Annotated in this window: 14 protein-coding genes; 11 read left to right on the top strand and 3 right to left on the bottom strand. The window is 72.9% G+C overall.

Annotation, left to right across the window (positions count from 1 at the left end; genetic code table 11):
- Positions 1 to 145 precede the first annotated feature (145 nt).
- Together ABD295_RS17495 and ABD295_RS17490 are read right to left on the bottom strand one after the other, a co-directional pair.
- Complete coding sequence (locus tag ABD295_RS17495) at positions 146 to 916, bottom strand: sigma-70 family RNA polymerase sigma factor (protein WP_344305091.1); 771 nt, start codon at positions 914 to 916, stop codon at positions 146 to 148.
- Positions 917 to 1,110: 194 nt separating this feature from the next.
- Positions 1,111 to 2,007 carry an HAD family hydrolase gene (locus ABD295_RS17490; RefSeq protein WP_344305090.1) on the bottom strand — a complete coding sequence of 299 codons (897 nt, stop codon included), beginning with the start codon at positions 2,005 to 2,007 and terminating at the stop codon, positions 1,111 to 1,113.
- Positions 2,008 to 2,149: 142 nt separating this feature from the next.
- Between ABD295_RS17490 and ABD295_RS17485 the strand changes: the two genes are divergently transcribed.
- The 7 genes from ABD295_RS17485 (at position 2,150) to hemB (ending at position 9,985) form a co-directional block, all read left to right on the top strand.
- Positions 2,150 to 3,772, top strand: a complete 1,623-nt coding sequence (locus tag ABD295_RS17485) for a class I adenylate-forming enzyme family protein (RefSeq protein ID WP_344305089.1) — start codon at positions 2,150 to 2,152, stop codon at positions 3,770 to 3,772.
- A complete protein-coding gene (locus tag ABD295_RS17480) occupies positions 3,769 to 4,038 on the top strand; it encodes a glutaredoxin family protein (protein ID WP_344305088.1) in 270 nt (89 codons plus the stop codon). Before ABD295_RS17485 ends, ABD295_RS17480 begins: the two co-directional genes overlap by 4 nt.
- A gap of 206 nt (positions 4,039 to 4,244) precedes the next feature.
- Positions 4,245 to 4,973, top strand: coding sequence for a redox-sensing transcriptional repressor Rex (locus tag ABD295_RS17475; protein WP_344305087.1), 729 nt, complete (start codon positions 4,245 to 4,247; stop codon positions 4,971 to 4,973).
- Positions 4,970 to 6,334, top strand: a complete 1,365-nt coding sequence (locus tag ABD295_RS17470; protein ID WP_344305086.1) for a glutamyl-tRNA reductase — start codon at positions 4,970 to 4,972, stop codon at positions 6,332 to 6,334. The genes ABD295_RS17475 and ABD295_RS17470 overlap by 4 nt, the downstream gene beginning before the upstream one ends.
- Complete coding sequence (hemC, locus tag ABD295_RS17465) at positions 6,331 to 7,311, top strand: hydroxymethylbilane synthase (protein ID WP_344305085.1); 981 nt, start codon at positions 6,331 to 6,333, stop codon at positions 7,309 to 7,311. Before ABD295_RS17470 ends, hemC begins: the two co-directional genes overlap by 4 nt.
- A complete protein-coding gene (locus ABD295_RS17460) occupies positions 7,308 to 8,999 on the top strand; it encodes a bifunctional uroporphyrinogen-III C-methyltransferase/uroporphyrinogen-III synthase (RefSeq protein ID WP_344305084.1) in 1,692 nt (563 codons plus the stop codon). The genes hemC and ABD295_RS17460 overlap by 4 nt, the downstream gene beginning before the upstream one ends.
- A gap of 5 nt (positions 9,000 to 9,004) precedes the next feature.
- Positions 9,005 to 9,985 carry a porphobilinogen synthase gene (hemB, locus tag ABD295_RS17455; protein ID WP_344305083.1) on the top strand — a complete coding sequence of 327 codons (981 nt, stop codon included), beginning with the start codon at positions 9,005 to 9,007 and terminating at the stop codon, positions 9,983 to 9,985.
- A 110-nt stretch (positions 9,986 to 10,095) separates the two neighbouring features.
- Here hemB and ABD295_RS17450 read toward each other — a convergent pair whose 3' ends face one another.
- A complete protein-coding gene (locus ABD295_RS17450) occupies positions 10,096 to 11,331 on the bottom strand; it encodes a lytic transglycosylase domain-containing protein (RefSeq protein ID WP_344305082.1) in 1,236 nt (411 codons plus the stop codon).
- A gap of 200 nt (positions 11,332 to 11,531) precedes the next feature.
- On the opposite strand from ABD295_RS17450, the gene hemL reads away from it, so the two are divergent.
- The 4 genes from hemL to ABD295_RS17430 are packed head-to-tail and all read left to right on the top strand — an operon-like array spanning position 11,532 to position 14,884.
- Complete coding sequence (gene hemL / locus ABD295_RS17445; protein ID WP_344305081.1) at positions 11,532 to 12,878, top strand: glutamate-1-semialdehyde 2,1-aminomutase; 1,347 nt, start codon at positions 11,532 to 11,534, stop codon at positions 12,876 to 12,878.
- Positions 12,875 to 13,567, top strand: coding sequence for a histidine phosphatase family protein (locus tag ABD295_RS17440; protein ID WP_425574110.1), 693 nt, complete (start codon positions 12,875 to 12,877; stop codon positions 13,565 to 13,567). Before hemL ends, ABD295_RS17440 begins: the two co-directional genes overlap by 4 nt.
- Positions 13,564 to 14,142 carry a TlpA family protein disulfide reductase gene (locus ABD295_RS17435; RefSeq protein ID WP_344305080.1) on the top strand — a complete coding sequence of 193 codons (579 nt, stop codon included), beginning with the start codon at positions 13,564 to 13,566 and terminating at the stop codon, positions 14,140 to 14,142. The genes ABD295_RS17440 and ABD295_RS17435 overlap by 4 nt, the downstream gene beginning before the upstream one ends.
- Positions 14,135 to 14,884, top strand: a complete 750-nt coding sequence (locus ABD295_RS17430; RefSeq protein WP_344305079.1) for a cytochrome c biogenesis CcdA family protein — start codon at positions 14,135 to 14,137, stop codon at positions 14,882 to 14,884. The genes ABD295_RS17435 and ABD295_RS17430 overlap by 8 nt, the downstream gene beginning before the upstream one ends.
- Positions 14,885 to 14,886: the final 2 nt, after the last annotated feature.

The following is a 14,886-nucleotide window of genomic DNA, read 5'->3' as shown; positions in this document are numbered from 1 at the left end:
CAGCGAAGTCCCGTCATGGTGTGCCCCCCGGACCCCGAGCGTCCGGGTCCACAGGGGGCAACGAGGACTTGCCAGGTCGGGTTACGGGCGGTCCAGACCACTGAAGTGCGCAGCAGGCCGACCGGACAGGGCTCTGGGCGTCCCATCAGCGCAGCCCCTCGGGGATCAGCTTGGCCAGGTTGCGTACGCCGCGGAGCTGGAGCTGCTTGACGGCACCGTCCGAGCGGCCGAGCACGGCGGCGGTCTCGGCGATGCTCATGCCTTGGAGGAACCGCATGATGAGGCAGTCGCGCTGCTCGTCGGGCAGCTCGGTCAGGGCCTGCATGAGCGCCTCGTTGGTCAGCGACGCGAGCACCGCGGTCTCAGGCCCCTCGGTGGCGTCGTCGTGCTGGCTCATGTCCTCGGTGACCAGCTCGAGCCGGGTCCGGCCGGCCTTGAAGTGGTCGGTGGCCAGGTTGCGGGCGATCGTCATCAGCCAGGCACCGAAGTCCCGACCCTGCCAGCGGAAGTTGTTCATGCTGCGCAGGGCCTTGAAGAAGGTCTCCGACGTGAGGTCGTCGGCCAGGGTCTGCGAGCGGGTCCGGTAGTAGAGGAAGCGGTGCACCGACACGTGGTAGTGGTCGTAGAGGAGTCCGAACGCCTCCTTGTCGCCGGTGCGGGCCAGCTCGACCAGGGCGATCAGCCGGGACCGCTCCTCCTCCGACTCCTCCGACGAGGTCGCCAGCTCGCCGTCCCCGAAGCCGCCGCCGTGGGCCCCGCCCGGGTCGGCCGTGGCCGCGACCTCGGACATGAGGAGACGATCGAGGGCCGGGCCGGAGGCGGGTGCCGCCACCGGAAGGGGGGAGAGGACGGCAAGCACGGCCGCGCGCAAGGCGTCGAAGCCGTGCGTGAGGTCGTCCTTCCCGAGCCTGTCCATGTGGTGCGTCCCTCCGAGGTCCCACGTCTGGGACAAGTGTCCAGATTAAAGCGGTAGCCCTCTGGAGGGAACCGATCAGTAACTTTTCGTCGGCCAACCACGCGGGCGATCCCACACTTAGGGGTGAAGTCCGCTCCGTCAGGCGAACAGGACAGCGGTCGTACGTCCGCTGGGAAGCGCGGCGCAGAGACCGCTCAGGCCGGGTGGCGACGCCCACGCAGCGCCACCCCGGCGGCCACGGCGCCGCTCACGGCACCCGCGACGCCGGCCGCGAAGACGCCCGCACGCGCGGCCTTGCGCCCGGTGCGGTAGTCGCGGATCCGCCAGCCGTGCGCCCGGGCGTGCCCACGCAGGCGCGCGTCGGGGTTGATCGCGCAGGCGTCGCCGACCATCGAGAGCATCGGCAGGTCGTTGAACGAGTCGGAGTACGCCGAGCAGCGGGCCAGGTCGAGCCCCTCCCGCTCGGCGAGCGCGCGCACCGCCTCGGCCTTGGCGGGACCGTGCAGCATGTCGCCCACCAGCCGACCGGTGTAGACCCCGTCGACGTGCTCGGCGACCGTGCCCATGGCGCCCGTCAGCCCGAGCCGCTGCGCGATGACCCGGGCGATCTCGATCGGGGCCGCGGTGACCAGCCACACCCGCTGGCCCTGGTCGAGGTGCAGCTGCGCCAGGGCTCGCGTGCCCGGCCAGATCCTGTGAGCCATGGCCTCGTCGAAGATCTCACGACCCAGCGCCTCCAGCTCCTCGACCGTGTGCCCGGCGATGAAGCTCAGCGCGGAGCTGCGGGCGTCGGCGACGTGCGCGGGGTCCTCGACCCCCACGACCCGGAAGTACGCCTGCTTCCAGGCGGCGCCGAGGATCTGGCGGGTCGTGAAGAACTCGCGGCGGTGCAGGCCTCGTGCCAGGTGGAAGATGCTGGCGCCCTGCATCAGCGTGTTGTCGACGTCGAAGAACGCGGCCGAGGTCGGGTCGGCCGGGTAACCGAGCGCCTCCTCGACCTCCGCGTTCGCGGCCGCGGCCTCGCCGGCGAGGGCCGAGCGCTGGCGCAGGTCGAGCGGGCGGCTCGGTGCCTTCCGGCGCTGCGGGGTCACAGGGGCAGGGTAGTCGGCGGGTGGTCTCGACTGGCCGCTCGCCGGCTCGCTGCTCGACCACCGGGTCTGCGGCTCGCTGGCCGACCACCGGAGATCCGGGGTTGTGCCCATGGTGTGTCGCCTCCCTCATTACCCTCGAGGGATGGACGACGTCGCCCAGCTGGTGACCCGCGCGGCCCTCGAGGCGCCCGGTCGGACGGCGGTCGTCGACGAGGACGGCCGGTCGCTGACCTGGGCCGAGCTCGAGGACGAGGTGGACCGGCTCGCGACCGGTCTGGCCCAAGCGGGCGTGCTCGGGGGGCATCGCGTGGTGCTCGCCCTGGGCAACAGAGTCGAGCTCGTGACGGCGTACCTCGGCGTGCTGCGCGCCCAGGCGGTCGCCGTGCCCGTGAACCCGCACGCGACCGCGGCCGAGCTGGCCCGCATGGTCGTCGACTCCGGTGCTCGGCTGCTCCTGGCCGACGAGGACTCCATCCACGCCGCGCGCTACGGCTTGCGGACCATCGAGGCGGCCCTGGCCGGCGTGGCGGGGGCGATGGAGCTCTTCGACGCCGATCTCCACGACCGGGTCCCGCCGCGCACCGAGCTGGTCGTCCTCGACGGACCGCCCGAGGAGGGCGAGCGGCCCTTCGCGGCGTTGCGCGCGGACGAGCCGCGCCCGGCTCCGCCGCTGCCGGACCCCGACAAGCTGGCGGTGCTGCTCTACACCAGCGGCGTGAGCGGCCGACCGCGCGCGGCGATGCTCACCCACCGCGCGTTGCTGGCCAACATCGACCAGGTCGCGCGCGTCGAGCCGCCGATGATCCACACGGACGACGTCATCCTCGGCGTGCTGCCGCTGTTCCACGTCTACGGGCTCAACGCGGTGCTCGGCGGCGTCGTCCGGCACGCGGCGACGCTGGTCGTCCAGCGTCGCTTCGACCCGGTCGGCACCCTCGACCTGGTGGCGGCCCGCGGCTGCACGATGGTGCCGGTGGCGCCGGCGGTCTTCCGGCCGTGGCTGGCGCTGCCGGACCTGCGTGAGCGGTTGGCCGGCGTACGCCTCGTGCTGTCCGGGTCCGCTCCGCTCCCGCGTGAGGTCGTCGACCAGTTCGAGCAGGCGACCGGCCTCCCGGTCCACCAGGGGTACGGCCTCACCGAGGCCGCTCCGGTGGTGACCAGCACCCTGCACAGCGCCTCGCCGAAGCCCGGCTCGGTCGGCGCCGTCCTCGGCGGCCCTGACGGCATGGAGCTGCGCCTGGTCGACGAGCGTGGCGTCACCGTCGAGGGCGACGACCCTGGCGAGATCCAGCTGCGCGGTCCCAACCTCTTCGAGGGCTACTGGCCAGACGCCGACGGCGGCCCTGATGCCGATGGTTGGTGGGCCACCGGCGACGTCGGTCTCCTCGACGAGGACGGCGACCTGTTCCTCGTCGATCGTCTCAAGGAGCTCGTCCTGGTCTCGGGCTTCAACGTCTATCCCCACGAGGTCGAGGACGTGATCGCCTCGCTGCCCGAGGTGACCGAGGCCGCGGTGATCGGTGTCCCGGACGAGGACACCGGCGAGGCGGTCGTGGCGTACGTCGTCGCGCCGGGCCTCGACGCCGGAGCGGCCGAGGCGCTCGTGCGCGACGCGTGCGCGCAGCGACTGGCCCGCTTCAAGCAGCCGGCACGCATCGAGGTCGTCGAGACCCTGCCGCTGTCGGTGACCGGCAAGGTGCAGAAGGGACGGCTGCGCGGACTCGAGCGGCGCCGGGCCCTCGAGCTGCTGGGCGAGCACCAGTGAGCGCCGCCGGGAAGGCGGCCCGCGTGCGGCTGGTCGGCCGCGAGGGTTGTCATCTCTGCGACGCCGCTCGCGAGGTGATCGCGCGCGTGTGCGCGGACCTGGGGGAGTCCTACGACGAGGTCTCGGTCGACGAGGACGACGAGCTGTTGGCGGCGTACGCCGACGAGATCCCGGTGACCTTCGTCGACGGCAGGCGCCACGACTTCTGGCGGGTCGACGAGGCCCGACTGCGCGCTGCCCTCGGTGGTGGAGCAACGCGCGGCTAGCCGGGACCCCCGCCGGCGGCGACCCCCGCGCCGTGCGAAACCTCACGTGTGCTAGGGCTTGCCCACGGTCGGCGCGGCAGCCGATTTGTTCCCGCGTTCACAAGGCTCTTAAAGTGGCCCGGCCGGGTCCGGCACACAAGCGGCACACTCAGCCGCACACCCAGGGGGGCACGTCCCTCAGCCGGGTCCCGGTTAGAGAGCGAGCTGTGACCACACGGACCTCCACCGACGGTGCCCGGGACATCCCCGAGGCCACGGTCGCGCGACTCCCCGTCTACTTGCGGGCGCTGGTCACGTTGGCCGACCAGGGCACGACCACGTGCTCGTCGGAGGAGCTGGCGACGGCCGCCGGGGTCAACTCCGCCAAGCTCCGCAAGGACCTCTCCTACCTCGGGAGCTACGGCACCCGCGGGGTCGGGTACGACGTCGAGTACCTCCGCTACCAGATCGCGCGCCAGATCGGGGTGACCCAGGACTGGCCCGTCGTGATCGTCGGCATCGGCAACCTCGGTCACGCCCTGGCCAACTTCTCCGGCTTCCGCAGTCGCGGCTTCCGGGTGGTCGCCCTGCTCGACGCCGACGAGCACCGCCACGGCGAGACCGTCGCGGGTGTCGACGTACGCCCCTTCGACGACCTCGACCGGATGGTGCGCGAGCACGGGGTCGCCATCGGGGTCATCGCGACGCCCGCCGCGGCGGCCCAGGACGTCGCCGACCGGATGGTCGCCTGCGGCATCCGCAGCATCCTCAACTTCGCGCCGATCGTGCTGGCCGTGCCCGACGACGTCGACGTGCGCAAGGTCGACCTCTCGATCGAGCTGCAGATCCTCGCCTACCACGAGCAGCGCAAGGCCAACGGGGCCGACGCCGTGGTCCCGTCCGTGGTGCCCGAGTCCGTGGAGCAGGGGAGCACTGCTCGAGGGGGTGCCGCGTGAGCGTCCTGGTCGTCGGAGTCAGCCACAAGACCGCCCCCGTCGCCGTCCTCGAGCGCCTCGCGCTCGACGCCGACGGCATGGTCAAGCTCGCGACCGACGCGGCCGCTGCCGAGCACGTCACCGAGGCGACCGTGGTCGCGACCTGCAACCGGCTCGAGGTGTACGCCGAGGTCGACCGGTTCCACGGCTCGATCGAGGAGGTCTCCCGGTTGCTCGTCGAGCGGTCCGGCGAGTCGAGCGGTGCCCTCGTGCCGCACCTCTACGTCCACTACGACGAGAGCGCGGTCGCGCACCTCTTCCACGTGGCGTCCGGCCTCGACTCGATGGCCGTCGGCGAGGCCCAGATCCTCGGTCAGACCCGCGACGCCCTGCGCCTGGGCCAGGAGCTCGGCACGGTCGGTCCGGCGCTCAACTCCCTCTTCCAGCAGGCCCTCAGGGTCGGCAAGCGCGCGCACGCCGAGACCGACATCGACCACTCGGCGCCCTCGATGGTCCAGGCGGCCCTGTCGCTGTCCGGTGATGCTGCCGACCCCGCCGAGCTCGTGCGCGGCAGGCGCGTCCTCGTCGTGGGAGCGGGCTCCATGGCCGCGCTGGCGACGGCGACCGTGGCCCGGTTCGGTGCGGCCCGGGTGACCGTCGCCAACCGGTCGCCGGAGGCAGCCGACCGGCTCGCCGCCGAGCACGGTGCGGTCGCGGTCGCGCTCGCCGACCTCCCCGACGCCTTGGGCGACGCGGACGTCATCATCACCTGCACCGGAGCGACCGGCCTGCTGGTCACCCGCGACATGGTCGAGACGGCGCTCTCGGGCCGGCCGGCGGACCAGGGCCTGCTGGTCGTCGACCTGGCTCTGCCGCACGACGTCGAGCCGACCGTTCGCGACGTCGCCGGCGTGACGCTGGTCGACCTGACGATGCTGGCCGAGCAGCGCTCCCATGCCAACGAGAGTGCCGACGAGAGTGCCGACGAGACTGTCAGCGAGGGTGCCAGCGAGGACGCCATCGAGGGTGTTCGCCGGATCGTCGCCGAGGAGGTCACGGCGTTCGCGTCCGCGCGCCGCCAGGCCAGCGTGACGCCCACCGTCGTCGCCCTGCGCTCGATGGCCACGTCGGTCGTCGACGCCGAGGTCGAGCGGCTGGACTCCCGACTGCCCGAGCTGGACCCGGCGGTGCGCGCGGAGCTCCTCCAGACCGTGCGCCGGGTGGCCGACAAGCTGCTGCACCAGCCGACGGTGCGGGTCAAGGAGCTCGCCGACGCGCAGGACGGCGTCTCCTACGCCACCGCGCTGGCCGAACTGTTCTCGCTGGACCCCGAGGCGGTCGACGCCGTCACCCGGGCCAACGTCACCGAGGAGCGGCCATGACTGTTCCTTCCGACCGCACCGCCATCCGCTTGGGCACCCGCGCCTCGGCTCTGGCCCGCACCCAGAGCGAGCTGGTCGCCGACGCCGTACGCCGCCACACCGGTCGTGACGTCGAGCTGGTCGAGGTGACCACCGAGGGCGACACCAGCGGGGCCGCACTGACGAGCTTCGGCGGTGCCGGGGTCTTCGTCGGCGCGCTGCGCGACGCCCTGCTCGACGGCCGGGTCGACCTCGCCGTGCACTCCCTCAAGGACCTGCCGACCGCGCCCGCCCCCGGTCTCACCATCGCTGCGATCCCGCTGCGCGAGGACCCCCGCGACGTGGTCGTCGCCCGCGACGGGCTCACCCTGGGCGAGCTGCCGGCCGGCAGCACCGTCGGCACCGGCTCACCGAGGCGAGCCGCGCAGCTGCACGCCCTCGGTCTCGGGCTCGAGGTCGTCGGGATCCGTGGCAACGTCGGCACGCGGCTCGGCAAGGTGGGTGCCCCCGCCGAGGAGGGCGGCGTCGACGCGGTCTTCCTGGCGCGCGCGGGGCTGGCCCGGCTCGGCCGGCTCGACGCGATCACCGAGGTCATGGACCCGCTCCAGATGCTGCCCGCACCCGGCCAGGGGGCCCTCGCGGTCGAGTGCCGCACGGACCACCCTCTGGTGCAGCTCCTGGCGCCGCTCGACGACGCGCGCACCCGCGCGGCCGTCGAGGCCGAGCGCGCCGTGCTCGCCGTGCTCGAGGCCGGTTGCAGCGCTCCCGTGGGGGCGCTCGCCGAGGTCGTCGAGGGCGACGACGGTGACGAGCTGTGGGTCCGCGCCATCGTGCTCACCCTGGACGGCGGACTCTCGGTCCGCCAATCGATCTCTGGTCCCACCGGCGACGCCCACGGCGTCGGGACCCGCCTCGCAGAGCTGATGCTCGACGACGGCGCCGCCGAACTCATGGCCATCCCCATGACGAGTCCATCGAGAAAGCAGCTGCACGCATGACGCGACGCAACACCCCTGCCAACGCCCCCACGCCGTCCGGCTCGTCGAGCCGGTCGGGGAAGACCCGCACGCTCGGCACCACCTCACGGGGTTGGGTCGCCTTCGTCGGCAGCGGGCCTGGCGACCCGGGCCTGCTCACCGTCCGGGCCGTCGAGCTGCTGCGCGAGGCCGAGGTGGTGGTCACCGAGGTCCCCGGCCACGAAGAGCTGCTGCGCACGGTCCTCGGGCCGGAGCGCCTGGCCGGCGAGGACGCACCCACCCTGATCGACGGCGGCTTCGGCGAGGACGGGCAGCCGCTCACCCACGCCGCCCGCGCCAAGGTCGTGGTCCGTGAGGCCAAGAAGGGCAAGCGCCTGGTCCGGCTGATGGCCGGTGACCCGTTCCTCTACGCCTCGGGGCCCGAGGAGGCGCAGGCGTGCGTGAAGGCCGGCCTGGGTCTGGAGATCGTCCCCGGCATCTCGTCGGTCAACGCGGTCCCGGCGTACGCCGGCATCCCGCTCACCTCCAAGGACAACCGCGCGGTCGCGGTCGTCTCCTGCCGCGAGAAGGTCGACTGGTCCCACCACATCGACACTCCCACGCTGGTGCTGCTGTCAGCGGTCGGCTCCATCGGCGAGACGGCCAAGGCGCTGATCGACGCGGGCCGCTCGCCCGAGACGCCCGTCGCCGTGACCCGCGTCGGCACGACCACCGACCAGCAGACCCTGGTGACCTCGCTCGCCCACGTCGCCGCTGACGTGCGCGCCGCCAAGATCGCGCCGCCTGCCGTCGTCGTCGTGGGCGACGTGGTCGGCATGCGCGACGCGCTGTCGTGGTTCGAGACCAAGCCGCTCTTCGGCTGGCGCGTGCTGGTGCCGCGCACCAAGGAGCAGGCCGGCTCGCTCTCGTCCGGGCTGCGCGGCTTCGGCGCGGTGCCCGAGGAGGTGCCGACCATCTCGGTCGAGCCGCCGCGCAACCCGCTGCAGATGGACAAGGCCGTGCGCGGCCTCGTCGAGGGTCGCTACGAGTGGATCGCCTTCACCTCGGTCAACGCGGTCAAGGCGGTGCGCGAGAAGTTCGAGGAGTACGGTCTCGACGCCCGCGCGTTCTCCGGCCTCAAGATCGCTGCCGTCGGCGACAAGACCGCCGCAGCCATCGCGGCCTGGGGCCTGCGTGCCGACCTGGTGCCCGACGGCGAGCAGTCCGCGGCCGGGTTGCTCGAGGTGTGGCCCGAGTTCGACGAGGTGCTCGACCCGATCAACCGCGTGTTCCTGCCGCGCGCCGACATCGCGACCGAGACGCTGGTCGCCGGGCTGATCGACCTCGGCTGGGAGTGCGACGACGTGACGGCGTACCGCACGGTCCGCGCCACCCCGCCGCCCGCACCCGTGCGCGACGCGATCAAGTCCGGCAAGTTCGACGCGGTCGTCTTCACGTCGTCCTCGACGGTGCGCAACCTCGTCGGCATCGCCGGCAAGCCGCACCCGTCGACGGTGATCGCGGTCATCGGCCCGGCCACGGCCAAGACGGCCGAGGAGCACGGCCTGCGGGTCGACGTCATGGCCTCGCAGCCGGACGTCGACGTGCTGGTCGACGCGCTCGCCGAGTTCGGCGCCGCCCGCCGGCTCGCGATGATCGAGGCCGGCGAGCCGGTGACGAAGCCGTCGGAGCGCAAGCCCGCCGCTCGCCGCCGCGTCTCCTCGAAGTAGCCGTCGTGGGCGGCCCACTGGAGCGTCCTCGTCGGCTGCGGCGTACGCCGGCGCTGCGGCGACTGGTCGCGGAGACCTCGCTCGAGGCGCGGCAGCTGGTGCTGCCGGTGTTCGTGAGTGAAGGCGCCAGCGAGCCGCAGCCGATCTCGTCGATGCCGGGCGTCGTCCAGCACACCCGCTCGTCGCTGGTGAAAGCGGCCGCGGAGGCCGCCGAGCTCGGACTGGGCGGGGTGGTGCTCTTCGGGGTCCCGACGCACAAGGACGCGACCGGGTCCGGTGGCATCGACCCCGACGGCATCCTCAACGTCGCGATCGCCGACGTCGTGGCCGAGGTCGGCGATGCCCTGCCGGTCATCAGCGACCTGTGCCTGGACGAGTTCACCGACCACGGCCACTGCGGGGTGCTCGACGCAGAAGGTCGCGTCGACAACGACGCCACCCTCGAGGTGTACGCCGCGATGGGTGTCGCGCAGGCCGAGGCCGGCGTGACCATGGTCGGACCCAGCGGCATGATGGACGGCCAGGTGGGTGTCGTGCGCGACGCCCTCGACGCGGCCGGCCACAGCGAGGTCGGGATCCTCGCCTACTCCGCCAAGTACGCCTCCGCCTTCTTCGGCCCCTTCCGCGAGGCCGTCGCGTCCTCGCTGGTCGGCGACCGGCGCACCTACCAGCAGGATCCCGCCAACGGCCTCGAAGGCGTGCGCGAGGCACTCCTCGACGTGGAGCAGGGCGCCGACATCGTGATGGTGAAGCCGGCCCTCGGCTACCTCGACGTCGTACGCCGGGTCCGCGACGCCGTCGACGTCCCCGTGGCGGCATACAACGTCTCGGGTGAGTACTCCATGCTCGAGGCTGCCGCCGCCCACGGCTGGATCGACCGCGAGGCGGCGATCCTGGAGACGCTCACCTCGATCAGGCGGGCCGGCGCCGACATCGTGCTGACGTACTGGGCTGCTGAAGCGGCTCGGCTCCTGCAGACTCGTTGAGTTGGCCGAAATGGCCCCTTGAGTTGGCCCGAACGGCCCCCAGAGGGGGCCCTTCGGCCCCTAGAGGGGGCCCTTCGGGCCAACTCAAGGGGCCATTCCAGCCAACTCAACTAGGGGTTGAGCAGGTCCGCCACGCACTGGTCGAACAGGTCGTTGGGGTCCAGCGGGTTGTCGATCAGCCCTTGGGCGAGGCACTGCGCGATCGCCTCGACCTCGGTGATGACCGTCGGGGTCGGCACCGGCAGTGACGGCAGCGGCACCGACGGCACCGGCACGGTCGGGCTCGGGAGCGGGGCCGCCGGAGTGGTCGGGTCCGGGACCGGCTCGGAGGGGTCAGGGGCGGGCCCGCCCGTAGGGCCGCCGGTCGGGCCGCCCGTGGGAGCAGGAGCGGGTCCGGCGGTCGGTCCGTCCGACGGGGCCGGGCTGGGGCCCGGCCCGTCGGGTCCGCCGTCGAGGTCGCCGGGCTCCTTCGGGCCGCCACCACCGCCACCAGCCCCGTCGCGCGGCTGCTCGCCGGGCGCGAGGGGGGTGAGGTAGCCGCCCGCCACGGTGCTGTTGGGCACGGCGGTGTAGTCGCCTTGGAGGTACGCCGTCATGATCGCGATCACGAGGTCGACGTACTCCCGGCTGTGGTTGTAGCGGAAGACCGAGGCGCGTTGGCCGCTGTCCGTGGACAGGTCGTCCTGCCCGGAGCAGAGGTAGACCGCGCTGGCGAGCGCGGCGTCGTCGATGTCCTGCGGGTTGCGCACGCCGTCGCCGTCGGCGTCCACGCCGACCACGGACCATGTCGACGGGATGAACTGCATCGGTCCGACCGCGCGGTCGAAGCGCCGGTCACGGTCGAGCTCGCCCGCGTCGGTGTCGCTGATCGCGCGGGTCCCGGGGCGGCCGTCGAGCCGGGGACCGAAGATGCCCGGGGTCGCTTCACCCTGGTCGTCGAGCGAGTTGCCGCCGTACCGGCCGTGGTCGGACTCCACGCGGCCGACGGCGGCGACCAGCTGCCAGGGCAGGTGGCACGACGGGTCGGCGCTGTTGATGATCGCCTCCGCGCGTTGGTACGCCGCCAGCGCGGCCGACGGGATGGCGTTGGTCGAGGCCGAGGCGATCGCCTGGGCAGCCGAACCAGCACCCATCGCATGCCCCCACGACATGCTCGCCGGAGCTTCGATGGCCTCGGCGGGCACCGTGGATCCATCGGGCAGCGTGCCGGGCTCGGACGATTCCGCCGAGCCGGCCGCGGGGCTCGAGGTCTCCGTCGTGACGACGGCCGCGGTCCAGGCGAGCGACAGTGCGGCGAGGGGCGCCAGCACGGCGGCCTTCGCTGCGTTCGTCCAACGGTGCGTCATGAGGTCCTCCCCAGGATCGGGTCGTCCTCCCGTGACTTCAGGAGGCCGCTCCCATGGCCCACGTCAGTGGGTCGACCCGACTGCCTGGTACAACGCATGTTCCCACTCGTGGTTACGTTCACACCTGGAATCCGTGACGGACCCCACTTCCGGATGGGACCGGGCGAGCTGCTCTCAGGTGCCTCGGTCACAATGTCCGGGTGACTCCAGCCGACGCCCGTGCCGGCTCCGCAGACGCGTCGCCGCGCTCGACCGCCCTGCTCGCGCGCGCCCGCGCAGTGACGCCGGGAGGCGTGAACTCCCCGGTGCGCGCGTTCAACGCGGTCGGGGGCACGCCCCGCTTCATGGCCTCCGGGAGCGGGGCCCGGTTGACCGACGTCGACGGGCAGGAGTACGTCGACCTGGTCGGCTCGTGGGGCCCGATGCTGCTCGGCCACGCGCACCCGGAGGTGCAGGCGGCGGTCGTGGCGGCGGTCGCGCGCGGCACGTCCTACGGCACTCCGACCGAGCCCGAGGTCGAGCTCGCCGAGGAGATCGTGGGCCGCACCCCTGTCGAGCAGGTGCGGCTGGTCTCCAGCGGCACCGAGGCCACCATGTCGGCGATCCGGCTGGCGCGGGGCTTCACCGGTCGCGACGTCGTGGTGAAGTTCGCCGGCTGCTACCACGGCCACGTCGACCCGCTGCTCGCTGCGGCCGGGTCGGGGCTCGCGACGCTGGCGGTCCCCGGTACGCCCGGCGTACCCGAGTCCGCCGCGGCGCTCACCGTCGTGCTGCCCTACAACGACCGGTCGGCCGTCGAGGCCGCGTTCGCCCAGCACGGCGACCGGATCGCCTGCCTGATCACCGAGGCCGCGCCCGGCAACATGGGCGTGGTCCCGCCGGAGCCGGGCTTCAACGGGTTCCTCGCCGAGACCTGCCGCGCCCACGGCGCGCTCTTCGTGTCCGACGAGGTGATGACCGGCTTCCGGGCGTCGCGCCAGGGCTACTGGGGCCTCGACGGCGCGGCCGAGGGGTGGGCTCCGGACCTGATGACCTTCGGCAAGGTGATGGGCGGCGGCTTCCCGGCCGCGGCGTTCGGCGGCCGCGCCGACGTGATGGCGATGCTGGCGCCCGACGGGCCGGTCTACCAGGCCGGCACCTTGAGCGGGAACCCCGTCGCCGCCACCGCCGGTCTCACCACGCTGCGGCTCGCCGACGAGGGCGTCTACGAGCACCTGACCAAGGTCGGCGACGCGATCCGTCTCGCCGCCGCCGAGGCGCTCACGCAGGCGGGCGTCCCCCACGTCGTGCAGAGCGCGGGCACGATGTTCTCGGTCTTCTTCACCGGTCAGCCCGTCCGCGACTTCGCGGACGCGTCGACGCAGGACACCGCGGCGTTCGCGGCGTTCTTCCACGCGATGCTCGACGCGGGGGTCTACCTCCCGCCGTCGGCGTACGAGGCGTGGTTCGTGTCGTCCGCCCACGACGACGCCGCCGTGGAGACCGTGCTCGCCGCGCTGCCCTGCGCCGCCCGCGCGGCTGCGGCTGCCGGGGGGGAGGCGCGGTGACCATCGTCCACCTGCTGCGGCACGGCGAGGTGCACAACCCCGAGGGCGTGCTCTACGGACGGCGGCCCGGCTTCCACCTCTCCGAGCGCGGCAAGGCGATGGCTCAGCGGGTCGCCGACACGATCGGCGACCGCGACATCGTGCACCTGCGCATCTCCCCGCTCGAGCGGGTCCGCGAGACCGCGGCGCCGCTGGCTGCCGCGCGCGGCCTCGAGCCGGTGGTCGACGAGCGGGTCATCGAGTCGGAGAACTGCTTCGAGGGCCGGACCTTCAGCAACGGTCCGCTGACGCTGCTGGACCCGCGCACCTGGCGCTACCTCTACAACCCGTTCCGGCCGAGCTGGGGGGAGCCCTACAAGCAGGTGTCGGCGCGGATGCGGGCGGCCGTGCTCGACGCGCGCGCCGAGGCCCTGAAGTCCGGACCGGACAGCGAGGCGGTCGTGGTCAGCCACCAGCTGCCGATCTGGGTGACCCGGCTGTCGGCCGAGGGGCGGCCGTTCCTGCACGACCCCCGCAAGCGCCAGTGCTCCCTGTGCTCGCTGACCTCGCTGCACTTCGACGGCCCGGTCGAGCGGCCCCGGCTGGTCAAGGTCACCTACTCCGAGCCCGCCGGCGACATGCTGCCGCGAGCGGAAGCGTCGGCTCCCTTCTCGGCGGGTGGCGCACCCGACGAGAAGAAGCCGACATGAAAGGCCTCAGGGGCTCCAGACGCGCTGTCGCCGGCCTCGCGTGCGCGCTCGTGCTGACCGGGTGCTCGACGTTCGAGGGCACCGGCGACAAGGGGTACGTCAGCGGCGACGGCCGCGTGACCCAGGTGGCTGCCGTCGACCGTGGCGAGCCCATCGTGCTCGAGGGCGAGGACCTCGAGGGCCAGCCCCTCGACCTCGCCGACTACCGCGGCAAGCCGGTCGTGGTGAACGTCTGGGGCTCGTGGTGCGCCGCGTGCCGGATCGAGACGCCGGACCTCCTCGAGGCCGAGGAGGAGCTGGAGGGTGTCGCCGAGTTCGTCGGGATCAACTCGCGCGACACCTCGACCGCCCAGGCGCTCAGCTATGAACGCCGAGCGGGCATCACGTTCCCGTCCTTCTACTCGCCCACGGGTGAGGCGGCGCTGGCCTTCCCCCAGCTGGCCATCGCGACGGTCCCCGCCACGATCGTGCTCGACGCGGAGGGCCGGGTCGCGGCCACCATCCCGGGTGGTCTGCCGTCCGCGCAAACCCTGGTCGACGTCGTCGAGGACGCGGCGGGATCGACCGATGGGTGACTGGTTCGCCGAGCAGGCCTCGTCGGGCACCCTCGTGCTCGCCCTCCCCGTGGCCCTGCTGGCCGGGCTGGTGTCGTTCTTCTCGCCGTGCGTGATCCCGCTGCTGCCCGGCTACCTCTCCTACACGACCGGCCTCTCCGCTGCCGACCTCGGCCAGGCGAGGCGCGGCCGGATGCTGGCCGGCTCGATCCTCTTCGTGCTCGGCTTCGCCTCGGTCTTCATGCTGCTGGGCAGCCTCTTCGGGGCGGCCGGCGCGTGGCTCGTGGACTGGCAGCGGGAGATCAGCGTCGTGCTCGGTGTGGTGACGATCGTGCTCGGGCTGGTCTTCGCGGGCGTGCTGCCGTGGCTGCAGCGCGACGTACGTGTGCACGCCGTGCCCGCGGTCGGCCTGGCGGCGGCGCCGCTGCTCGGCTTCCTCTTCGGGCTCGGGTGGACGCCGTGCGTCGGCCCGACCCTGGCCGCCATCCTCAACCTGTCGCTCATCGACGGGACGGCGCCGCGTGGCGCGCTGCTGTCGGGGGTCTACGCCCTGGGGCTGGGGCTGCCCTTCATCGTCGTCGCGCTGGCCTACCGCCGGGCGATGGGTGCCGTCGCGTGGATGCGCAGGCACCAGGTCGCGCTCATGCGCCTCGGCGGCTTGATGCTCGTCGTCGTCGGCGTCCTGATGGTCACGGGGTGGTGGGACGACTCCGTCCAGTGGCTCCAGGTGCGCCTGATCGACACGTTCGTGCCGGCGGTGTGAGG

The organism is Nocardioides bigeumensis, from assembly GCF_039531755.1.
Classification (GTDB): domain Bacteria; phylum Actinomycetota; class Actinomycetes; order Propionibacteriales; family Nocardioidaceae; genus Nocardioides; species Nocardioides bigeumensis.
Note: the sequence above shows the minus strand (reverse complement) of the source record. Positions and strands in the feature narration are given on the sequence as shown.

Coding starts and splice junctions, on each gene's coding strand:
- ABD295_RS17495 (WP_344305091.1), bottom strand. CDS start 916: ATGGACAGGCTCGGGAAGGACGACCTCACGCACGGCTTCGACGCCTTG.
- ABD295_RS17485 (WP_344305089.1), top strand. CDS start 2,150: ATGGACGACGTCGCCCAGCTGGTGACCCGCGCGGCCCTCGAGGCGCCC.
- hemC (WP_344305085.1), top strand. CDS start 6,331: ATGACTGTTCCTTCCGACCGCACCGCCATCCGCTTGGGCACCCGCGCC.
- ABD295_RS17460 (WP_344305084.1), top strand. CDS start 7,308: ATGACGCGACGCAACACCCCTGCCAACGCCCCCACGCCGTCCGGCTCG.
- ABD295_RS17450 (WP_344305082.1), bottom strand. CDS start 11,331: ATGACGCACCGTTGGACGAACGCAGCGAAGGCCGCCGTGCTGGCGCCC.
- ABD295_RS17435 (WP_344305080.1), top strand. CDS start 13,564: ATGAAAGGCCTCAGGGGCTCCAGACGCGCTGTCGCCGGCCTCGCGTGC.
- ABD295_RS17430 (WP_344305079.1), top strand. CDS start 14,135: ATGGGTGACTGGTTCGCCGAGCAGGCCTCGTCGGGCACCCTCGTGCTC.